At 72.0% G+C, this 20842-nt stretch carries 17 protein-coding genes and 1 pseudogene; 6 read left to right on the forward strand and 12 right to left on the reverse strand.

Annotated elements, in window-relative coordinates; all coding sequences use genetic code 11:
- Positions 1–46: 46 nt before the first annotated feature.
- A complete protein-coding gene (locus JT723_RS00740) occupies positions 47–892 on the forward strand; it encodes a GNAT family N-acetyltransferase (protein ID WP_205042349.1) in 846 nt (281 codons plus the stop codon).
- Positions 893–906: 14 nt separating this feature from the next.
- Here the strand turns inward: JT723_RS00740 and JT723_RS00745 are convergent, their stop codons facing one another.
- The 4 genes from JT723_RS00745 to JT723_RS00760 all read right to left on the reverse strand — a co-directional run bounded on the left by JT723_RS00745 (position 907) and on the right by JT723_RS00760 (position 5528).
- A complete protein-coding gene (locus JT723_RS00745) occupies positions 907–2529 on the reverse strand; it encodes an ABC-F family ATP-binding cassette domain-containing protein (RefSeq protein WP_205042350.1) in 1623 nt (540 codons plus the stop codon).
- A 99-nt stretch (positions 2530–2628) separates the two neighbouring features.
- Positions 2629–4080: an alpha/beta hydrolase family protein gene (locus JT723_RS00750; protein ID WP_251512783.1), complete on the reverse strand. Its 1452-nt coding sequence runs from the start codon at positions 4078–4080 to the stop codon at positions 2629–2631.
- 156 nt (positions 4081–4236) lie between these two features.
- Complete coding sequence (locus JT723_RS00755) at positions 4237–4962, reverse strand: Rieske (2Fe-2S) protein (RefSeq protein WP_205042351.1); 726 nt, start codon at positions 4960–4962, stop codon at positions 4237–4239.
- On the reverse strand, positions 4959–5528 hold the full coding sequence (locus JT723_RS00760; protein ID WP_251512784.1) for an RNA polymerase sigma factor: 570 nt from the start codon (positions 5526–5528) through the stop codon (positions 4959–4961). The genes JT723_RS00755 and JT723_RS00760 overlap by 4 nt, the downstream gene beginning before the upstream one ends.
- 459 nt (positions 5529–5987) lie before the next feature.
- Here JT723_RS00760 and JT723_RS00765 point away from each other — a divergent pair, with 459 nt between their 5' ends.
- The gene (locus tag JT723_RS00765; protein WP_205042353.1) at positions 5988–6533 is read left to right on the forward strand and encodes a ricin-type beta-trefoil lectin domain protein; all 546 of its coding nucleotides are present in this window, start codon (positions 5988–5990) and stop codon (positions 6531–6533) included.
- 39 nt (positions 6534–6572) lie between these two features.
- Entirely contained in the window at positions 6573–7109 is a 537-nt protein-coding gene (locus JT723_RS00770; protein WP_205042354.1) for an RICIN domain-containing protein, read from the forward strand.
- 126 nt (positions 7110–7235) lie between these two features.
- Here the strand turns inward: JT723_RS00770 and JT723_RS00775 are convergent, their stop codons facing one another.
- The 5 genes from JT723_RS00775 to JT723_RS00795 all read right to left on the reverse strand — a co-directional run bounded on the left by JT723_RS00775 (position 7236) and on the right by JT723_RS00795 (position 14734).
- Entirely contained in the window at positions 7236–7772 is a 537-nt protein-coding gene (locus tag JT723_RS00775) for a signal peptidase II (RefSeq protein WP_205042355.1), read from the reverse strand.
- 9 nt (positions 7773–7781) lie between these two features.
- Positions 7782–9116 carry a hypothetical protein gene (locus JT723_RS00780; RefSeq protein WP_205042356.1) on the reverse strand — a complete coding sequence of 445 codons (1335 nt, stop codon included), beginning with the start codon at positions 9114–9116 and terminating at the stop codon, positions 7782–7784.
- 61 nt (positions 9117–9177) lie between these two features.
- Entirely contained in the window at positions 9178–9801 is a 624-nt protein-coding gene (locus JT723_RS00785; RefSeq protein WP_205042781.1) for a thioredoxin-like domain-containing protein, read from the reverse strand.
- 307 nt (positions 9802–10108) lie between these two features.
- Positions 10109–12682 carry a LuxR C-terminal-related transcriptional regulator gene (locus tag JT723_RS00790; protein WP_205042357.1) on the reverse strand — a complete coding sequence of 858 codons (2574 nt, stop codon included), beginning with the start codon at positions 12680–12682 and terminating at the stop codon, positions 10109–10111.
- 171 nt (positions 12683–12853) lie between these two features.
- Entirely contained in the window at positions 12854–14734 is a 1881-nt protein-coding gene (locus tag JT723_RS00795; protein WP_205042358.1) for a helix-turn-helix transcriptional regulator, read from the reverse strand.
- Between the two features lie 202 nt (positions 14735–14936).
- On the opposite strand from JT723_RS00795, the gene JT723_RS00800 reads away from it, so the two are divergent.
- A complete protein-coding gene (locus JT723_RS00800) occupies positions 14937–15380 on the forward strand; it encodes an ATP-binding protein (protein WP_206247768.1) in 444 nt (147 codons plus the stop codon).
- Positions 15381–15404: 24 nt separating this feature from the next.
- On the opposite strand, the gene JT723_RS00805 is transcribed toward JT723_RS00800, so the two are convergent.
- Entirely contained in the window at positions 15405–16115 is a 711-nt protein-coding gene (locus JT723_RS00805) for a Rieske (2Fe-2S) protein (RefSeq protein WP_205042360.1), read from the reverse strand.
- Positions 16116–16339: 224 nt separating this feature from the next.
- The gene (locus tag JT723_RS00810; protein ID WP_205042361.1) at positions 16340–18955 is read right to left on the reverse strand and encodes a LuxR C-terminal-related transcriptional regulator; all 2616 of its coding nucleotides are present in this window, start codon (positions 18953–18955) and stop codon (positions 16340–16342) included.
- A gap of 419 nt (positions 18956–19374) precedes the next feature.
- On the opposite strand from JT723_RS00810, the pseudogene JT723_RS36380 reads away from it, so the two are divergent.
- Together JT723_RS36380 and JT723_RS00815 are read left to right on the forward strand one after the other, a co-directional pair.
- Positions 19375–19551: pseudogene (locus JT723_RS36380) on the forward strand (ABC transporter permease); the annotation flags it as partial.
- Between the two features lie 55 nt (positions 19552–19606).
- Positions 19607–19885, forward strand: coding sequence for a hypothetical protein (locus JT723_RS00815; protein WP_205042362.1), 279 nt, complete (start codon positions 19607–19609; stop codon positions 19883–19885).
- Here the strand turns inward: JT723_RS00815 and JT723_RS00820 are convergent.
- Positions 19875–20840: an oxygenase MpaB family protein gene (locus JT723_RS00820; RefSeq protein ID WP_251512786.1), complete on the reverse strand. Its 966-nt coding sequence runs from the start codon at positions 20838–20840 to the stop codon at positions 19875–19877. The genes JT723_RS00815 and JT723_RS00820 overlap by 11 nt on opposite strands.
- Positions 20841–20842 lie beyond the last annotated feature (2 nt).

Consider the following 20842-nt stretch of genomic DNA (forward strand, 5'->3'; position numbering starts at 1 on the left):
GCGGCTGCTGGTCCACGGCGGGAAACGATCGTGAAGGACGCCTCTCATGAACGACAGCCGGACCTCCCTCTTCTGCGACCTCGACCTGGCCGCCCGGATCGAACGCGCGGAATCACAGTTCATGGCGGAGTGCACTCGCGCCGTCGGCGGCCGCACCGGCGGAAACAGTTTCTCCATCCCCCTCGCCGGTGGTGTCGCCTCCTTCGCCGAGGCCGACTCGCCGTACAACAAGGTCGCCGGTCTCGGCTTCGACGGAGTGCCCACCGCCGCCGAGCTGGACGAGGTGGAGCGGGCCTACGCCGCCTGCGGCGCACCCGTCCAGGTCGAGCTGTCGAACCTCGCCGACCCGGAGACCCTGGACGTCCTCACCGGCCGGGGCTACCGCCTGGTGTCCTTCGAGAACGTCCTCGGCAGGGCGCTGGCCGGGGGTGTCGAGCCGGCGGTGCCGCTCGGGATGGAGGTCCGGCGAACCCGTGAGGAGGAGTTCGAGGACTGGCTGGACGTGGTGGTGCGGGCCACGCTGCACCCCGACACCCAGGGGGTTCCCTGGTACGAGGACTTCCCGCGGCACATTCTGGAGAACGCGGAGCGGGACGGCGCGGCAGCCGGTGTCGTCCACTACAGCGCACTGCGCGACGGGGTCATCCTCGGCGGCGGCGGGCTGCGGGTCGCGGACGGCATCGCGCAGATGGCGGGGGCGGGGACCGCGCCCGAACACCGGCGGCAGGGCGTCCAGACCGCGCTGACCACGGCCCGGCTCGCCGACGCCGCGGCGGCAGGGTGCGACATCGCCGTCGTGACCACGCAGCCGGGCTCCAAGTCCCAGGAGAACGTGCAGCGCCAGGGCTTCGGTGTGCTCTACACCCGCGCGGTCCTGGCCAAGCAGCCCTGACGCCGGCCGCGCGGTCAGCGCGGCCGGTCCACCCTGCGCTCGTCCCAGACGGGCTCGCTGGTCTCCCTGACCGTGCCGTCCGATCCGAACACGAGATAGCGGTCGAAGCTCCTGGCGAACCAGCGGTCGTGCGTGACAGCGACGACCGTTCCCTCGTAGGCCTCCAACCCCTCCTGCAGCGCCTCGGCGGAGTCCAGGTCCAGGTTGTCCGTGGGCTCGTCGAGCAGCAGGGCCGTCGCACCCGACAGCTCCAGGAGCAGGATCTGGAAGCGGGCCTGCTGGCCGCCGGAGAGCCGGTCGAACGGCTGGTCACCCTGGCCGTCCAGTTCGTACCGGCGCAGGACCGACATGGCCCCGCCCCGGTCCTTGGCGTACTCCGACCACAGAACGTCCACCAGGGCGCGGCCCTGCAGTTCCGAGTGGTCGTGGGTCTGGGCGAAGCGGCCGGGCACGACGCGAGCCCCCAACTTCCAGTGACCGGTGTGCGTTACGCCCGTGTCGCCGGTCAGCAGCCGCAGGAAGTGCGACTTCCCCGACCCGTTCGACCCCAGGACGGCAACGCGCTCACCGTAGAAGACCTCCAGCGAGAACGGCTTCATCAAGCCGGTCAGTTCCAGATCCTCGCAGGTCACAGCTCGTACGCCGGTCCGCCCACCGCGCAGCCGCATCCGGATGTCCTGCTCGCGCGGGGGCTCAGGCGGCGGGCCGGCCTCCTCGAACTTGCGCAGCCGCGTCTGCATCGCCCGATACCGCGACGCCATGGCGGGACTGATGGCCGCCTGCTGCCGCAGCCTGGCCACCAGTGCCCTGAGCCGTTCGTGCTCCTCGTCCCAGCGCCGTTTCAGCTCCTCGAAGCGGGAGAACCGCTCCCGTCGCGCACCGTGGAACGTCGCGAAGCCCCCGCCGTGCACCCATGCCGTCGAGCCGGCGGGACCCGGCTCGACGGCGACGATCCGCTGGGCGGTCCTGGCGAGCAACTCCCGGTCGTGTGACACGAAGAGCACGGTCTTACGCGTCTGCTGTATGCGCTCCTCCAGCCACCGCTTGCCGGGGACGTCCAGGTAGTTGTCCGGCTCGTCGAGGAGCAGGACCTCGTCGGGACCGCGCAGCAGTGCTTCGAGGACCAGGCGCTTTTGTTCACCGCCGCTGAGTGTGTCCACCGCACGCAGACGCGCCGAGTCGTAGGGCACACCCAACGCCTCCATCGTGCACATGTCCCAGACGGTCTCGGCCTCGTAGCCCTGCACCTCGGCCCAGTCGCTGAGCGCCTGCGCGTACCGCATCTGCGCCTTGGCGTCGTCGACCGTCATGATGAGGTGCTCGGCTTCGTCGACAGCCCTCGCCGCCTCCTGGATCCGCGCAGGTGCCACCGAGACCAGCAGATCGCGGACCGTTCGGCCGTCACGCACCGAACCGATGAACTGCGGCATCACACCGAGCCCTCCGCTGACCGTGACCGTGCCGGCGTGCGGCCGGAGTTCGCCGGAGATCATCCGCAGCAGCGTCGTCTTGCCCGCGCCGTTGGCACCGACAAGGGCGGACACGGCACCCTCTCCCACACGGAAGGAGATATCCCCGAACAAGGGCCTTCCGTCGGGCAGGTAGTACTCCAGGTGTGCGACCTCGACATGTCCCATGACCAGAATCCTCGGATCGAGAACGGCGAAACGCAAACCTTTTCTCCGGTATCGGATGAGTAGCAATTACTCTTCCCGGCGCGGCTGCTCACTTTTCCGTCAGCGAGCGGTGTGCGGGGCCAGAACCGTAAGGTTTCCGTAGGGTTTCAGTGCCTGCGCGGTGTCCCCCTTCGCGTTTCCGAGAACGTGGTCGAGGAAAGCGAGGGTGGCCCCGGCGGTGGTGTGCAGGCTTCCCGTCCGGCCGAGTCCGCCCACGATCGGGGAGTACGGCGGCAGGTACAGGGGCGCGTCGGTGAAGGTCAGATGGGACGAGCCCGGTATGACGAGGCGGTAGCCGGTCGTGGTGCTGAGCCCGAGCACTTCGGTGATACGGGAGTGGTAGTCGGCGGTGCTGCCGCCGATGGTGTGGATGAGCGCGAGGGCGGGCTGGTGGTAGGGGGCCGGCGCCGGGTCGTGCGGGTAGCCGTCCAGATCGATCACGGCGGCAAACCGGGGATCCTGCCGGGCCGCCTGCAGGGCCGCGCTGCCACCGTAGGAGTGGCCGGTGACCGCGGCGCGGGTGACGTCCAGGCGTCCCGCGAGCGGTCCGGGGACCTGGCCTCGCGTCATCTTGCCCAACTCCGTGAGGACGAAACTGAGGTCGGCGGCCCTGATCGCCGTCGCTGCGGCGGCCGCCTTCGCGCCTTCGGCGGCATCGCTCGTCGAGGCGAGCTTGGATCGGACGACCCGCCCGTCGTCGAGCAGCACGGCCGTGGAGTCGTAGGGATGGTCGAGACCGGCGACGACGTAGCCGTGGCTGGCGAGTTCCTCCGCCCAGGCGGTGTTCTGGGTGCGGACCCCGCCGGCGCCCGGGGAGAACAGCACGACGGGAAAATGCTGGTGGCCGGGAACCGGCGGGACGTCGAGGTAGGCGCGGCTCCGCGCCTGCGGCAGTCCGTCCAGCACGAATCCGGGAACGCCGACGGAGCCGGCCAGGGCGTCGGAGACGGTCCGCGACTCGGCTCGCGTGCGTCCCAGATACGGAGCGCGCCGTGCGTGCGGGGTGTTCCGCGCGGCGGGGTACCAGAGTTGGACCACCACGACGCGATGGTCGCGGGGATCTGCCGTGGCGGTTTCCGGGCGGGACATGTCGGTCCACTGCACGACCGTGGTGCCGACCGGGTAGCGGCCCGACGGGGCGGGGAAGTCGGGCCTGGGCAGTGCCCAGGCCGCGGCGGGACCCGCCGCTATCAGGCCCAGGCACACGGCCGATCCCGGAAGGGCGACCCACCAGCGGGCACGGCGGGCCTGCCGGCCGCTGCGCCTGGGCAGCAGCGGAGCGACCGCGAACGGCAGCGCGAGGAGTCCCCCTGCCAGGACCGGCACCGACTGCCAGCGCATGCCGGCCACGCACAGCACCGCCGAGGGGAGAACGACAAGAGCGGCCCCGGAGAACGCCATCGGCCGGCGGGCGGCCGCAGGGAACCAGCGAGCCAGCGCCAGGACCGCGGCCCCGCACACGAGAAGAATTTCCAAGAAGGACATCTGGAGTCCCGGGAGAATGTCAGTCACAAGGGAAATGCTCCTCGAAATGATGGCCCCCGGTCGTCAGTCCCCGGGATCTTTCGTCCTGCGACTGGGGTATGACAAAGGTCAACTCCCCGCCAACTCGGGGCGGATACGCAGGCGTATCACCGTCCCTCGGGATGTCCGCCGCTGCGGAATCTGTCATGCCTCCGCGGGAGAATGCGGCCCGGGGGCGTAGACCTCGATGTCGCCGAGGCGTTCCCGTACGGGAATGCGGGGGAGGGGCGGCAGTGAACCCGGTGTGCGGTAGCCGGAGGCGGGCTGCGGGGCGCCGGCCAAGGTGAAGGCGGCCCCGTGGCAGGGGCAGACGAGCATGCTGCGTGCGGCGTCGAGGCCGAGCCTGCAGGCCTGGTGGGTACACGTCGCGGACACCGCGCGCAGACGTCCCGAGGACCGGTGGAGGTAGCCCGCCATCGACCCGAGGTCGAAGTCCATGACCGCGCCCTCGGCAAGCTGCGCACTGGTGGCAACCTTGTGCCACGTCCCGTGGACCGGCCGGACCTCCTCCTCGGGCTCTTCGGGCGCCCCCTGCCCCCCGCCGGTGCGGGTCCTGCGGAAGAGCAGCGGTTCGGTGACCAGGCCCGTACTGAAGGCGGCAGCACCGATGAGCCCCGCACGTACGAAACGGCGGCGGCGTGCCGACACCGCCGCAGCCGGCTGCGGGATGAGCACCCGGGACTGCTCGGCGGCGAGCCGCTTGCGCAGGCAGCTGACGAACGCTTCGGTCGGCCGGGCGTGGTCGGCGCGGAAGGCCGCCAGTTCGATGGCCGTGCTGATCTGCGCGACGTCCTCGTCGGACGCGGCGAACGGCTTCGGGCGCTTCCCGTCGGACAAGCGGGTCAGGTAGCGGTCCAGGGCGCTCGTCATCTCGGCCCCCCCTGCCCGGCGTACACATCCATCCCGGCCGCCTTCCGTATGGCGCGGTGCTGCAGGACCTTGGCGTTGGCGACGCTGATGTCCATCTCGGCGGCTGCCTCGCGGATGCTGTAGCCGAGCATGAAACGCAGCACGAGGATGCGCCGGTGGCGTTCCGAGAGCCCCGCCAGGATGTGCGTGGCGTGCTCGCCTGCGCGGCTGGCCGGCTGCGCGGCCGGCGGCTGGGCGTACTCGTCCAGGTCCGCCGCGTCGACGTCGATGACGGTGACCTGCCGGCCCAGGGTGCGCTGCCAGTGACCGGCCAGCACCGTGCGGGCGGTGGCCAGGAGGTAGGCACGGACCTCGCCGACGGTGGCCGTGGTCCGCAACGACTTCAAGGCGGTCACGAACACCTGGGAGGTCAGGTCCTCGGCGTCCGGCCGGTTGCCGACCTTGCCGTACATCAGCCGGTGGATCCTGGCCACGTTGTCCTCGTAGATGGCCTCCCAGCCGGGGTACACCGCGGTCGGCAACTGCACGGGCTGGGTACCGGTGCCGTCCTTCCCCGCGGCCTGCACCGGTACCCCTCCCTCCTCCGGGCGGACCTGGTCCACAGGTCCATCCGGAAACTCCTCGCTTCTCAGCCGCAGCCTTCGCATCCAGGAACCGCCTCGCGTGTTTCTCGTGGGCCGTCGCACCCTGCCTCGCCCAGCCCGCGCGCGAGACGGCGGGAGAGCCGGTGGGACCAGCGGGCCTCGGCCGAACGAGCCGGGCCGGTCACCTGTGAGATAGGCGAGGGGGTTACACGCGGGCATCGGCACGCCGACCCGTCCGGGTAACTAGCCCTGCCATCGATTGTCGGCACCCGGGGCGGCCGCGGCGTGAGCAAAAAGTACTCATGCCGCCGGGCACGGCCGCCAGGACGGGGGCGCCGTGCTGCGGCGATCAGGACGTACTCGAACCCGCCACCGGCCGAGCGCTGTAACCCAGCGCCCTATTCCCAGGGCAGGACCACAGCTTCAGAACGGACCGAGCAGATGAGAGTCAGAAAGCGAGCCGCCGGATTGGCGGCGGCAGCAGCCCTCCTGGCCACTGTCGGCCTGGGCGCCTCCTCGGGCACGGCGCACGCCGACGGGCTCTTCCTCCTCAAGGGATGGGGGACCGGCCAGTGCCTGTCCACCAACCGCACCACGCACAGCGTGATCGTGGACAGCTGCTCCAAGGCGGACCGCTGGTTCACCACGGGCACCCTGCACCGTGACGCGGACGGCTTCGGGGAACTCCAGATCGTGAACTTCCCGAACACCAGCATGTGCCTGCAGGCGGCGGACATCGCCAAGCGCGGCGCCAACCGCCTGGCCCCGTGCAATCCGGACGACCTGACCCAGGTCTGGGACAACACCAACCACTACGACGAGCTGAACCAGCTCAAGCTGGGGGTCCCCGGTACCAACCTGTGCCTGGACCGGCCCACCGAGACGCACTTCGACGGTGAGGCCATGCAGCTGTGGACGTGCGCGTCCCCGCACACCGCCGTCTTCGGCGACGACCACCTCGAACAGCGCTTCGCCTTCGTCGAGTAGTCCCCCCGTCAGAATCTGAACGCAACCCAGGGAAGAACCATGAGATTTCGGCGCCGAACGGGTCTCCTCGCGCTGTCCGCCGCCGCAGCCGCCCTCGCCGGCCTGGGCGTGGGCGCAGGCACGGCCCAGGCGGAGACCGGCTTCACCATCAACGGATTCGGCACCGGGCAGTGCCTGGTGAGCGATGCCGGCAACACCTTCGTCCAGGTGACGACGTGCAACAAGCTGGCGCCCAACCAGCAGTGGAAGGTGCTCCCCAACATCGGGAGCGGCCTGATCACCCTGGAGAACATCGGCACCCAGAAGTGCATGGGCGTCGACAACAACCTCAACCGCGCGTCCATCCTGCTGCTCCCCTGCGACCTCGGCAAGGTCGCGCAGGGCTGGCAGAAGATCACCACCTCCCAGACGGGCCTGGTGATGCTCAAGTCCGGTTTCGGCGGCAACAAGTGCCTTGACAGGCCCACCGAGTTCACCCGTGACTTCGAGCCCATGCAGCTGTGGGACTGCTCCGACCCGCACGACAGCATCTTCCACTCGACGCACGACGAACAGCGGATGAAGTTCGGCAGCTAGCGTTCTGAGCCAGGTGTTCCGTACCCACCCGGCACGAAGCACACCCGGCACGAAGCACACCCGGCACGAGAGCCACTCGGCACGAAGCCCGGCAGGGGAGACCGCACCGTCTCCCCTGCCGGGCTTTCACGGCCCAGCCGAGGCCGAGTCGGCCGGCGGGGCGGCCGGCGCGGGCCGCTGCCGCCGCACGAGCAGGGCGAGGACGAGCAGCACGCCGACTCGCAGTGCGACGTCCGCGAGGTTGAAGACGGGCGGATAGGGGGCGACGTGCACCCAGTCGACCACCGCCCCGCGCCCGGCACCGGGAGACCGGGCCAGGCGGTCGATGCCGTTTCCTGCGGCGCCTGCCGTGACAAGACCGAGGGCGAACGCCCGGCCCCGGCTGCGCACGCGGCGCCCCGTGACCAGGAGCACGACGACAGCGGCCAGCGTCAGCGCGGTGATCCAGGGCGTCAGACCACGGCCCATGCCGAAGGCCGCACCGGGATTGCGGCTCACCTCGAAGCCGACGGGACCCGTGGCAAGCGTCGAGCCGTCCCCGAACCGTGCGACCGCCCAGAGCTTTCCGCACTGGTCGACCAGCGCGCCGGACGCGGCGGTGGCGAGGTAGAGGCCCTGGTGGGAGTGCACCCCGCGGCCAGGGGGACGGCGATCACGACGCATGGTGAGTCCTCAGGATGCGAAGAGCAGCAGCAGGCCGCCCAGGGTGAACGCCACCAGGAGCGCGAGCAGGGGGAGTTGGCCCAGCACCGCGTCCCGGCGGGGGAGGACCCGGACCGCGCGTTCGTGGGCCGCCACCGTGGCCAGGACATGGCCGGCGACGACGCCCAGGACCTGGACCACGGCGATGAGGTGCACGGAGACGAGTGCGTAGTCGACATGGCGGCCTGCCGTGCCGAAGAGGTCGGCGCCCGTGCCCAGCGGGTCGGAGGCGAGGATGAAAGCCTGCTGGCCGTTGAACACCAGGAAGGAGAAGTAGTGGGCGATGGCGTAGCCCACCGCTATGGGGACGAGGGAGTGGGCGAACAGCGCCGCGGGACCGGCCGTCCCGGCAGGCGTACCCGCCACGCGGCCGGCCAGTCTCAGGGCGGCGGTGACGGCGAGGGACACGAGGACGACGGTCACGGCAAGGCCCACGGTATTGGCCGTGGCCGGGCCGAGCGGCCCCGACTGGGCTCTGTCGGCCCAGGCGGTGGACGCCGCCGCACCGTCGAAGGCCGTCGAGCCGAAGAGCACCGACACGGTGGCCACCAGGCCGGGGGCCGCCCGGACGCTGTCGAGACCGCTCAGCGGGCGGCGCAGGACGAGCCGGCCGTCGCTGCTCCGGCGGCCGACGACGGCCAGATGGGCGGTGAGCGTGGAGTACACCTCGAAGCCTTCGCACCGGTCGAACCACAGCGATCCGTAGACGGCGGCAGCGGCCAGGTGCACGACGGCGTACGTGCCGAACCACACGATCAGCGTGGTCCTGGCGTCGGGGTCGGGGGTGGCCAGTTCCAGCCAGGTGAAGGCGAGCAGTGACACCCCCGCCGGCCAGTAGCCGACGGCGGCCGGCAGGGTGCGCGCGCCTTGCCGCGGGTCGCGGCCGAGCACGGCGCACACGAGGTGGTGGACGGTCCGCAGCGGACTCATCAGGCGGACCACCGGGCCCAGCAGCAGCGAGGCGGGAACCAGGCCGACCCAGAACAGGACGAAGACCAGGGACCCGGTCGGATTCAGGTCGTCGTCGCGCCCGAACAGGGCGCCGGCCGCGGTGAATCCGGTGAGGAGGAGTCCGAGGACGCGCAGCGCCCACCGTGTCCCGGAGGCGTCGGCGACGGCGGCCGGCCGGCTCGGCAGGGGTACGCCCGCTGTGGCGCCGTCCAGGCGGCTTTCGGGCCTGAGCCACACGAGGACCGCGAAGGAGACGAGTACGGCGAGACCCCCGCCGAACAGCAGGTAGCCGAAGGGGAGGGGAAGGTCGCGCCGACCCCCCACGCCGTGCGCGAGGACGACCGCCGTCTTCATCGGGTCCTCGGCGACTCGCAGCCCGCGTCGTCGGCCGGGGCGCTCACGGCGGTCACGGCGGTCACTCGGCGGGAGTTCCGATGCCGCCGGTGCACGGCGCTCCGGGCTCCGGCGTCTGGGGTCCCTGGCGGTATGCGGAGACGAAGGCGGCCAGCCGAGGGTCGTCCGCCTTCTGCAAGGCAAGCTGCTTGCCCCACGCCGATATGACGATCGGCGAGGGGAGGCCCGGATAAGGGCTGAGGTCGACAAAGGTCGTCTTGCCCGCCGTCGCCTTCAGCGCCGCCAGCTGCGCGGCGGGAAGACCGGGCCGGTAGGTGATCCAGACGGCGCCGTGTTCCATGTCATGGACGGCGTTCTCGTTCGGTACGGGCTTGTCGTAGATACCGCAGTTCAGCCAGATCGGGCTGTGGTCGCCGCCGGCCGGTGGATTCTGCGCGTATTTGACGGTGCCCTGGACATGGTTGCGCGACAGGTGGCCGAAGGACCGCACTCCGTCGATCTTCGCCGTGCTGCCGCCGCCTCCGGCCGCAAGCGCTGCCGCCGTGAGACCCCCGGCTGCGACCAGAGCCGAGGCCGTGATCAGGCCGGACCTGATCAGACGCCTGCGGCGCTCCTGCTGCCGGGCCTGCGCCCGGGCCTGCGCGGCTCGCTCGCGCCGCCGCATCGCCTCGACCTTGTCGACCATCTTCAACAGCCGTTCTCATAGGGAATTCCCGTGGAATTCCTGCCCCCGGCTGAATGGGAGCCTATATGGTCCCGGGGCGGTCGGAGAGGGCGGTGCCGGTGAATGAGTAATGATTGCTCTTCGGGCGCGCGGTGCCTTTTCCTAGGGTGGCGGTCATGGCGATGCGCCGACGGAGTTCCGTCTCCCCGTCGTGCCGCCTCGTCCCAGCGGCCCGTGCCTCCGGCCGCTGCCCGCGGGCGACAGGGAAGCTCGCGGGGTGAGGCGGGACCGGGATTTTCGCGCCCCCGGGATCCGGTCCCGCCCTGAATCAGGACTCCAGTTCCTTCCGCAGTTCCCTGCGGGACGTGACTCCCAGTTTCGCGTAGACATGCTGGAGATGGTTGTTGACGGTCCTCACCGACAGGTGGAGAGTCTCGGCGATCTCCCTGCTCGCGGTTCCTGACGCCGCGAGCAGGGAGATCTGCCGTTCCCGCTCGGTCAGGGCGGCCGGTGTCCGGACGGTGGTGAGCAGTTCGAGGGCGGGAGTCCGCGCGCCCTCGCAGTGGGCCAGCGCCTCCGACGCCTGATGGGCGGCGGCCACGGCCTGGCGGTGCTCTCCGTCGCGGTGCAGCCGGTGGGCGAGTTCGGCCAGGGCCTCCGCGGCGTAGAGGTCGGCCCCCGCGCCGCGGAAGACCTCGGCGGTCCGGGCGAGGAGCTGGACGTCGTCCTTCGCCAGCGCGCGGGTGTAGTCGAGCTGGGCGTTCATGAAGGCGCCCTCGACGGGCACGTCCCAGAAGGGTGCGGCCGCGGCGGCGACACCGAGCCTGCCCATTGCGTGCACCGCCCAGACGGCGTGCAGGTACTGCTCCCGTTCGCGGCTGTCCGCGGCGGCCTGCACGAGCAGGTCCCGGACGCGCTGCCGGTCGTGGTGCACCGAGGCGTGCCAGGCGCGGGCGATGCGGTTGTCGCAGGCCTCGATGGTGTCCTCGACGGGGGGCAGCAGCTGCACGTAGCGGTCCATGGCCTCCGTCCTGCGGAGGACCGCGGCGCAGATGACGGCGTCCGCCTGCGCCCACTGCGTGAACAGGCTCCAGTGGATCTCCCGGGTCACGACCGGGTGGAGGATGTTGAGCGCGGTGCGGACCTTGCCGCGTTCCAGCAGGATGAAACCCAGGGCGACGGCGTTGATGGCGCCGCTCTCGTGGCGGGCCACGTCCCTTTCGTACTTGCTGGTCACGATGCGTTCCGCCGAGGGCAGATCGCCGCTGATCACGTGGGCGTGCGCATGGACGTGCTCCAGGTACTCGGCGTAGAAGGTGTTCTCCCGCTCGGTCGGTGGGGCGGCCAGCAGCCGCAGCATCGGCTGGAAGACCTCGGCGGCTTCGGCGAGGGCGCCCCGGCGCAGCAGGCAGGACGTCGCAAAGGTCGTCGCGTCCTGGGCCACCGCCGGGTCGCTGCTGGTCAGCAGGGGGCGGCTCATCTCAAGGCTGTCGCGGAAGCGTCCCCGGTAGTACAGGACGGTCGCCATGGCCAGCCGGCTGCGCGGATCGCGGCGGCCCTCCAGCAGTTGCTGGGCCTCACGCAGGCGGCCCTGCAGGATGTGGTTGTCGAGCCGCGCCTGCAGCAGGCGGTGGCGGTCCTCTTCGGTGATGACGTCCTCGACCTGCCGCAGGACCAGGTCCGCCTCGTCGTGGCGGGCGAGGTTGATCAGGGCGCGCGCGTAGGCGAGGCCCACGTGAGCGCTCTGCTCCTCGCGCCAGGCGGCCTCGGTCAGGTCGAGCGCTTGGCGGTGGTCGCGGGCGTGCTGGGCCAGCCCGGCAGCCTGGACCAGCAGACCGGGGTCGGCCTTGCCGGTGGCGGCCAGGCTCCAGGTGGCCAGGTGCAGGGTGTCCTCGCGTCGGCGCGCACCGTTTCCGCTGACCCGTTCGCACTGCTCCAGCAGCAGCTCGCGCCGGTGCAGCAGCGGCATGTCCCGGCGCAGCGCCTCACCGTACAGCGGGTGGCTGAGGGTGATGGTGGTGCGGCGTCCCTCCAGGCGCGCCCGGATCAGGCCGTCGGCCTCCAGCGCGCGCAGGGTCCGCGCCGGTCCCGCGTCGGCCGAAGCCAGCGGCTCGCACAGCGCCAGGAGTTCGAGTACGCGGCGGGCGGCCGGCTCCGCGGCTTCCAGGCGCGCGGAGATGAGCTGGAGGAGCCGGGGTGTGCTGGGCAGTACTCCCTCGGTGAGTTCCCAGATGTCCCCGTCGCGGGTGAGTGCTCCCCGCATCCGGGCACCGTGCACGAGTTCGCGCAGGTACAGCGCGTTGCCGCCGGAGACGCGGTGCAGGATGTGGACCGTGCGCCTGCCGACCGGACCGCCCAGCGTCGCCTGGAGGACCTCCTCGACCTCCCCCTGGTCGAAGGGGACGAGGTCGATGCGGTGCAGCGTGTCGCCCAGCGCGAGCGCCGCGACCGACTCGGTGACGGACTTCCCGGCGCGGATGGTCGCGATAAGCCGGATGGCTGACGCGTCGAGCAACTGCTGCAGGAGCCGGGCCGAGGCCGCGTCCAGCAGGTGCAGGTCGTCGACGAACACGACGTGCCGCCGTCCGTCACCGGCGAGGGCGTGGGCCACGGCCTGGTATCCGCGCACGGGATCGGACAGGTCGGTGCCGGGGGGAATCAGGTGCGCTACGGCGCCCAGCGGTACGGCTCCGGCGACCGCGGAGGCCGTCGCCCGGCTGGACCTGAAGCCCTTGCCCACCGCCCTGGCCAGGAACTCTTCGGCCAACCGGGTCTTGCCGACCCCCGCGGGGCCGTAGATCGCCAGCCCTCGGCAGCGGCTTTTCGCCCAGGCTGCCTCGAAGGCGGTCAGTTCGTCGTCCCGGGCCACCAGGGGCGGGGACGTGGTTGTCTGCGCGTTCACGTAGTGTCCCTCGGCGGCCCCGGGATCAGCAGGCCGGCGCTGAGCAACCGAGACTGCCACCGCTCACATGGTAGTGGCATATGCCCGGATCCGGTCGCTTGGACGGAGTACGGGACGCCGTCGAAGGCTGGGCAATACGTGCTCACACCCCTGCGGGGACCGGTACACGGCTCACGGTTCCAGCAGCCGCTGCAGCTCCTGCCGACTGGAAACGCCGAGCTTCTGGTAGACGCGCTGGAGGTGGTTGTCCACGGTGCGCGGCGACAGGAAGAGGTGCGCGGCGATGTCCTTGCTCGTCGTACCGCGCGCGGCCAGGCGGGCGACCTCCCGTTCGCGGACCGTCAGCGACTGCGTCGGTGCGGCGCCGCCGAGCAGCGGCGTCGACAACCCCTGGCACGACGCCCTGACAGCCGCGGCCAGGTGAGCGGCGGACGTCGCCTCCCGTACGCGCCCCGAGTCGTGCAGCGACGACGATGCCGCCGTGTACGCCTCGGCCGCCAGGGCCGCCGCGCCCATCCCGCGCAGGTCGTCGCCCGAGGCGATCAGCGCCTGCGGCTCCTCCGAGGCGAGGGCGTGTACGAAGGTCTGCCGCGCGGTCGCGAGGCGGCCGCCGCACCGGCCGGCGTTCAGGTCGATGGGCGCCAGCACCTCCCGCGCCCCGCCGAGACGTGCGGCCTCGGTGAGGAGCATGGCCTCGCTCGCCAGGTGGTTCGCGACGCGGGCGCGGGCCGCGGCAGCGATGAGGCTGTGCCTCGCGGCGGCGCCCCGACCCTCCGCAGCCGCTGCCCACGCACGGCCCAGGGCCTCCTCCGCGCCGGGCAGCAGCCCGGCGTCAGGGTCGTGCCAGGTGCTGCCCAGCCGGGTGAGCATCGCGCGGGCGGCGGCGACGTCACCGGTGGCGGCCAGGCACGCTGCAGCGCCGCCGAGTGCGATACGCCGGACGCCGCTGTCCTTGGCGGGGCCGGTACCGGACAGCGCCTCGGTGAACCACCGCCTGGCGTCGAGAACGCGCCCGGCGAGCCACTCCAGGCGGCCGAGCAGTACCGCGGTCCAGCGGCGGAAGTCCGGCGGCCCGCCGTCGACGACGCGCTCGAACGCCGCGTGGCCCAGCGCGCGCGCCTCCTCCAGACGCCCGGCCTCGGTGAGTGCCAGAACCGCCGCTCCCCCTTGCAGGCCGGGGTCTGTCCCGTCGGGCGCCGCCTCGCCCGTGCCATCAGCAGCGGCATCGGCACCGCGGCCGTCCGCCCCCTGCCAGGGGCCGAACACCAGGTTGCCGCTCCGCCTCCGGTCGAGGTCCCACACGCCGTCGCGACGGACCAGCTGTCCGCGGTCGAGGGCGCTGAGGACCTGTTCGCGCAAAGCGCGCGCATTGCCCCCGCTCAAGGTGAACAGATGCCGGACGCAGCCCTTGCCGACATGGTGCCCGAGCACGGCTTCCAGGACTTCCTCGACCGAGCTTTCCGTGAAGGACGGCAGTTCCAGCCACGAGACCTCCCCGGCGTGCACCAGGGCGTCGGAAGGCTTGCTCCCGCGCAGACCCGCCCGGGCGGTGGCGACGACGCGCACCAGGCCCGCGTCCAGCAGCTGGCGCAGCAGGATCGCGGAGGCCGGGTCCAGCCAGTGCACGTCGTCCACCACGACGAGCCGCCGGCCGTCGGCGGTCCGCAGGCCGCGGGCCGCGTGCGCGAAGCAGGACACGGGGTCCGCGGGGTCGGCGTCCGGCGGCAGCAGGTGCGCCGTCGCACCGAAGGGGACCGCCGACTTCTCCCTTCGCGCCACGACCCGCTCACCGCGGCAGCCCTGTGCACCGCACAGCGCCAGGTACTCGTCCGCGAGCCGGGACTTGCCCACGCCTTCCGCCCCCGAGACGAGCACCGTGTCCGTGCGCCGGTCCTCGGAGAGTTCTGCCAGCGCCGCCAATTCCCCCGATCTCCCGGCGAACGGCCAGTGGCCGAGGTCGGGCGCGGTCATGCCGAGCGGGATCCTTGAGCGCCCTGGTGCGACGTCCTGCCCGATGTCCAGAGCTGCGGCCGGGTCGAATGGGGGTGTCATTGCTCGCTCCTGTCCACTGCCGCCTTGCCGATCGCGCGGCACGGTCATGAGTAACTACGTGAGCAGTCCGATATGCGTTCAGAGCCCCGCAGCCGTAAAGAAAACCCGATTGGGCACTGATTGCTCACGCCCCTGCGGCGGGGGCGGGGTTTGCTGGAGACATCGCAATTCTCAGACCACTTCCAAGGAAGCGTGGGTGCTCATGAAAATCGCAGCGGACGCCATGTCCCCGCGGTCGCACCCGGAGGCCTCCGAGCGGAGCCTGCTCGACCTGCACCTGGTACACGGGTCGACCGCCGCGTGTACGGCACGTCATGTGCTGCACAGGATTCTCAGCTGCCAGGGCGTGGCCTCTGACGATATCGACGACGCTCTGCTGGTGGTTTCCGAGCTGATCACGAATGCCGTGACGCACGCCCATCCACCGGTCTCGCTGCATGTGCGCCTGTGTCCCGCGGCAAGAACTCTCACGGTGAGTGTCGCGGACGGCGGAGCGTGTCCCGCCGGCGCCGCGACGGCGGGAGCCGCTCACGAACACGGGCGGGGCCGGAAGGTCATCGCGGCCATTGCCGCGGCAATGGGGTCGACGAGCGCGGGGCCGGGAAACGGGAAAGTGCACCACTGGGCGGCCCTGGACCTGAGGTGACCGTACGAGCCTGCGGGCCGCGTGTCATGCCGCCGTTTCCGCCGGGCAGTAGACCTGCACATCGCCCTGGAATTCACGCACCGCGAGCCGGGGCAGGGCCGGCAGCGGACGCGAGGAACGGAAGTTGTGCAGCGGAGCCCCCTGCACCGAGAAGGTGGCGCCGTGGCAAGGGCACACGAGGGTGTCCCTGCCGTCGTTGAGACCGAGGCGGCACGCCTGGTGGGTGCAGACGGACGAGACGGCACGCAGCCGGCCGGACTCGCGGCGCACCACGCCGACCACGGCCCCCAGATCGAAGCTCTGGACGGCGCCGTCGGCCAGTTCGCTGCTGGGCATCACGGTCTTCCACTCACCGGCCGTCGGGACGATGGCGCCTCCGTCCGCCGCGTCGTCGGCCCCGGGGGAGTCCCCGTCCCGGCTGCGGTCCACGAAGACGCCCGCGATGAAGCCCGCAGCCGCGACCGCCGCTGCCTGCAGCATCCGGCGGCGGGGCGCCCGTGCGGGCCGGGACCGGGCGGGGGCGGGGGCAGCGGGCGGTGTCTGCCGCTCGGCGCCGGCCAGCCGTTCGCGCAGCTGGTCGACGAACTCCTCCCGCGGCCGGTCCGCGTCGGGGCGGGCCGCGGCCAGGGCGATGGCCGTCCGCATCATCTGGACGTCCTCGTCGTCGGGCCGGAATGCGCGCGGCCGGCGCTGCCGCACCAGGCTGTCCACGAACCGCATCATGTTGCGCTTCATCCGGCCCTCCCTCCGCCCGTCTCGCCTGAGGTCACACAGCTTGCCGAGGCGGCGGCCCCGACTCTACATCGGCTTTCCGACATGGCACTTCCTCCCGGCATGTGCACGTGGCCGCTGCTCCTCACCAACAGATAGCGGTGCGGGTTACGGTCCTGCCGGCAGTCCTTTCGGCGGCCCGCGCGGCAGCCGGGCAGGCACCCCGCGGGCCGCGCGCACGGCGGCGGCTACCGGTCGTGCATGAGCCGGGCCAGTTCCCTGCGGCCGGCGATGCCGAGCTTCTTGTAGACGCGTTGCAGGTAGTTGTCGACGGTCCGCACCGACAGCGACAGCGACGCCGCGATCTCCTTGCTGGGGGCGCCGGTGGCCGCGATGAGGGCGATCTCCCGCTCCCGCGCGGTCAGGACATGAGCCGCTTTCGTCGTCCGCAGGCCCGGGGTCGCCGCTCCCTGGCACAAGGCCCTCGCCTCGTCCGCCTGCGCGGACGCGAGGTCTGCCTGGCGGCCGTCGCCCGTACGCGCGAAAGCCGCGGCCGCCAGCGCATGCGCCTCGGCGGCGAGCAGGTGCGCCCCCATCCCTGCGAGTTCATGGCCGGTCGCGAGCAGCTCCGCCGGACTGCCGTCCGCCGCGGCGCGGACGAAACGCAGGCGCCCGGCTGCCAGAGCCCCGTCGCAGGAGTCCGCCACCTCCTCCGCCCGCGCCAGAACGGCTTTCGCGCCCCCGAGCCGGGCTGCGTCGGTGAGCAGCAGCGCCTCGGCGTTCAGGTGGCCGGTGCAGCGCGCCGCCGCGGCGGCCTGTGTCAGGACGCTGCATGCCGCGCCGAGATGGCCCTGTACGGCGAGCAGCCAGGCTTCGGCGAGGCGTTCCTCGCGGGTCGAGAACAGCCCCGACGCGGTCGTGGCGCCCTCCTGGAGCCGGGCGAGCGACCGGCGTGCCGAGTCCAGGTCACCGGTGAGCGCGGAGCACGCGGCGCTGCCGCCGAGGGCGAGCCGCCGGGCGCCCAGGTGATCGGCTTCGCGTGCGAGTGCGAGTGCCTCGGAGTACCAGCCGCCGGCGTCGGCGACATGCCCGGCCAGCCATTCGAGCCGGCCCATGTGCACGGCGGCCCACAGGCGCGGACCGGTCATGCCCGCCTGCAGCAGGTCCTCGTGCGCGCGCAGCCCCGCGGCCCGTGCCTCGGCCAGGCGCCCGGCCTCCGTCAACGCCGGGACGAGGGCCAAATGCCGCGTGCCCGGGTGGGAGAACAGCGCGGTGTCCCCGTCCGGCGCGGGACAGGCAGCGTCAGCCGCCATCCGTGCCCATGCCACCGCGTCGCCCGCCCGGCCCAGCACCGAGAGTCCCACTGCCTTCACGGCGGCCGCCCGGATCCACGTGTCGGCCGACGGAAGACCCTCGGGACCGCGCGGGAGATCCTCAAGGGCGCGGACGCCGGCTGCGGGCCGCCGGGCGGCGATCAGCGCCACACCCTTGTTGCATCGCAACTGCGCACGCCGTGCCGGATCGGACGCTTGGTCCAATGCCGCCTTGTTGACGCGCAGGGCGTCGTCGGCGCGGTCCTGCCACAGCAGGTTGGTGACTCTCACGTGGGCGGCCGCGACAGCCTGCCCTTCGTCCGCCACGGCCTGCTGGGCCAGCACCTCCTCGACAGCGCGGAACCGCCCGAGGTGGAAACGGGACTGCGCCAGGCGCAAGCGGCTGTCCGCGGTCCAGTCCGCTGCCGGTATCAGCTCCAGCAGTTCCGCGGTCCGCGCGTAGTCGTGCGCACGGAAGGTGACGGCGGCGGCGCCGTCGAGCAGCGCCGGCTCAGCCGAACCCGTTGCCTCGACCTGGCCGGCGGCCAGCCGCAGCAGGTCGTCCCCGCGGCGGGCACCCAGAGCCAGGACCCGGTCTCCTTCCGCGGCCAGGACGGCCCTGCGGCGCAGCAGCATCGTCTGCGCCCGCAGCACCGCACCGTAGAGGGGGTGTGCCAGGCGGATCGCCGAGCGCCGTCCTTCCCGCCCGGCCGTGACGAGACCCCGCTCCTGCAGCTGCGCGAGCGCCGCCGAGGTGCCTGCCTGCCGGAGTGCAGAGGCGGGCAGCGGCTCGGTCAGGGCCAGCATCTGGAGCATGCCGGCGCCTTCGTGGCCGACGCCGGCCAGGCGCCGTTCGACGAGGTCGGCGAGCCAGGGGGTCCCGGACAGGTCGCGGGTGGTCAGGACCCAGCTGCCGTCCCGCAGGAAGAGGTGGCCGTCGCGCAGCGCGCCCAGCACCAACTCCCGCAGGTAGAGCACGGTGCCGCCGCTGAGGGTGAACAGCCGCCGCACCGCCTCCAGCGTCACATGGCACCCGAGGACGGAGCCGAGCAGGACCCGTACGTCCTTCTCGGCCAGCGGGGCCAGTTCCTGGTGCAGCATGCCGCTGCCGCCCAGCAGGGTGGTGGTCGCCCGTGTGCTGGGAGTCCCTGAGCACAGCGTCGCGATCAGGCGGACGGCTCCGCTGTCCATGAGGCGGCGCAGCAGCACCGCGGACGCGGGGTCCAGCCACTGCACGTCGTCGACGAGCACGGTCCGCCGTGCCCGGCCGGGGCGGGCGCCGGCGCGGAGGACGGATTCCAGCCCGGCTTCGGGGTCGGACCAGTCGACATGGGCGGGAAGCAGGTGCGCGATGGCCGCGAGCGGGACGTCGGCGGCTGCCGCGGTCGCCACCGCGCGGCCGACGGCGCTGCCCTTGCGGGCGGCGCGCGCCAGGTAGGCGTCGGCAAGGCGGGACTTGCCGACCCCGGCGGGTCCGTGCACCAGGACCCCGGCCGTCCGGATGTCGTCGAGTGCCTGCTCGGCGGCGGCGATCTCCTGGTCGCGCCCCACCAGGGGCCAGCGGCGGGACGCACAGTCGGCGCATCCGCCCTGATCCGGCCGTTCCCCCGGCTGCGGCGCAGCGGGCGGCGTCACGGATACGCCTTGTCCCGCTGCCAGGGGCCTTGATGCTCGTGCATCTGTCTCATCCCGACTCGGTGGTGGTGTGCCGGTCCGCACGGGACCGGACAGCCGGCCGGCCGTACGACCGGCGCCTCACAGGCAGATAGCGCCGCCGGTTACACCGGGACGTGGGCGCGGATTTCCCGGCCGGGGCGCGGGCGGGTCGGCAACCGGAATGAGTAGGTATTGCTCACGTATCTCCGCCGCGGTCCCTCCTCCCCTCGGCTCACCGCTGCTCGTGCCCCGAGCGGTTACCCCTCGCGACCGGCTTCGTATGAGTCCGGCGTGGAAACGGAACCGGAAAAGACATGGTGCGTTTTCTTGTGCGACGAGCGGTGAACTACCTCGTTCTCGTCTTTCTCGCCGCGACGATGACCTATTTCATTGCCGCGTCGGCGCTCGAACCGATCGTCAACTACCTGCAGAAGCACCCGCAGCCGCCGACGAGCACCATCCACAACCTGCTCAGGGCGCAGAACCTGGACCCCGACACACCCATCGCCGTCCGCTACTGGCGATGGCTGACCGGCGTCCTGCACGGTGACTTCGGCACCACGTACACCGGGGACTCAGTGCGGGCCGGAACTACTCCCGGCTGGGCTCGCCCGCCCTCGACGCGCAGATGCGCAAGGCCGGTACGGAGATCGACCACAAGGCGTACCTGGACGACATCACGGCGGCCGACTGCTCTGGGAGCTGGCCGTCAACCTGCCGCTCTACCAGCGCCCGGCCATCGAGGGCACCAAGTCCACCCTGGCCAACTACGGTGACTTCGGCTTCCAGGACACCGACTGGACGAAGATCGGCTTCACCGGCTGACCTTCCGTCCACCCGCGACGGCGCTGCGGCCGGGGCCGGCCCCGGTGCGCGGCGCCGCCCGGGCGTACGCGGCGTCGAGGATCGCCGAGGGCCGGCTGCCGTAGCGCAGCACCGCCCCGAGAGCCTGCGCCGCAGGACGGTCGAGGCAGTTGCTGACCAGCCAGGGGCGCGTCAGCTCCAGGGCATGGGCGGCCCATGGCGGCAGGAGGCTGAGCGCCCCGTTGAAAAGAATCCGGACGGCGGCGTTCTCAGCGGGCCCGTCACCGAACCGGCGCAGGAAGCGTGTCGCGGACAGGGCCGCTTCTGTGGGGGCGAGTTCCCTGCGGATCCCGGCGAAGTAGGCGCGGACTTCGCGAACCGATGCGGGTACGTCCTCGGCGCCCAGGCGGCGGGCCACCGTGGCCGCCTCCGCCAGGTACCGGTCCTGCTCGGCGGGCGTGAGGGGGGCGGATCCGAAGACCTGGTAGCCCCTGAGGAAGCTGGTGGCTTCCGCCGTGTGCACCCAGGTCAGCAGGTGCGGGTCGGCTGCGGAGTAGGGCCTGCCGCCGGGCGCGATGCCGGATATGCGCGAGTGCAGTGAGCGGACGCGGGCGATGGCCTCCTCGGCCGCCCGGGTGGATCCGTAACTGGTGACCGAGACGAAGCCCGCCGTGCGGTTGAGCCGGCCGAGCGGATCGCTGCGGAAGTCGGAGTACTGGTCGACCGCCGCCATGGCCAGCGGGTGCAGGCACTGCAGGAGCAGCGCCGCGATCCCGCCGGTCAGCATCCCCGGGGTGTCGCAGTGGACGCGCCACAGCACACTGCGGGGGCCGAACAGGCCCGGGTCCCCTTCCGGTTCCCGGTAGTGCTCGAGGCGGAGGTCCTCGCCGTGGACGGTGGCGTTCAGCCTGGCGCCGATGCGCCGGCGCAGCGACGGGCTGCTGGTGTCGTCGAGAGCAGTGAACAGGTGCGACACCG

Origin of the sequence: Actinacidiphila bryophytorum, from assembly GCF_016916835.1 — a bacterium.
GTDB lineage: Bacteria > Actinomycetota > Actinomycetes > Streptomycetales > Streptomycetaceae > Actinacidiphila > Actinacidiphila bryophytorum.

What these genes read in the sequence shown, in the direction of transcription:
- JT723_RS00805 (WP_205042360.1), bottom strand. Translation starts at nt 16,115, where the DNA reads ATGAAGCGCAACATGATGCGGTTCGTGGACAGCCTGGTGCGGCAGCGC.
- JT723_RS00755 (WP_205042351.1), bottom strand. Translation starts at nt 4,962, where the DNA reads ATGACGAGCGCCCTGGACCGCTACCTGACCCGCTTGTCCGACGGGAAG.
- JT723_RS00740 (WP_205042349.1), top strand. Translation starts at nt 47, where the DNA reads ATGAACGACAGCCGGACCTCCCTCTTCTGCGACCTCGACCTGGCCGCC.
- JT723_RS00770 (WP_205042354.1), top strand. Translation starts at nt 6,573, where the DNA reads ATGAGATTTCGGCGCCGAACGGGTCTCCTCGCGCTGTCCGCCGCCGCA.
- JT723_RS00765 (WP_205042353.1), top strand. Translation starts at nt 5,988, where the DNA reads ATGAGAGTCAGAAAGCGAGCCGCCGGATTGGCGGCGGCAGCAGCCCTC.
- JT723_RS00800 (WP_206247768.1), top strand. Translation starts at nt 14,937, where the DNA reads ATGAAAATCGCAGCGGACGCCATGTCCCCGCGGTCGCACCCGGAGGCC.
- JT723_RS00785 (WP_205042781.1), bottom strand. Translation starts at nt 9,801, where the DNA reads ATGGTCGACAAGGTCGAGGCGATGCGGCGGCGCGAGCGAGCCGCGCAG.
- JT723_RS00745 (WP_205042350.1), bottom strand. Translation starts at nt 2,529, where the DNA reads ATGGGACATGTCGAGGTCGCACACCTGGAGTACTACCTGCCCGACGGA.
- JT723_RS00780 (WP_205042356.1), bottom strand. Translation starts at nt 9,116, where the DNA reads ATGAAGACGGCGGTCGTCCTCGCGCACGGCGTGGGGGGTCGGCGCGAC.
- JT723_RS00795 (WP_205042358.1), bottom strand. Translation starts at nt 14,734, where the DNA reads ATGACACCCCCATTCGACCCGGCCGCAGCTCTGGACATCGGGCAGGAC.
- JT723_RS00775 (WP_205042355.1), bottom strand. Translation starts at nt 7,772, where the DNA reads ATGCGTCGTGATCGCCGTCCCCCTGGCCGCGGGGTGCACTCCCACCAG.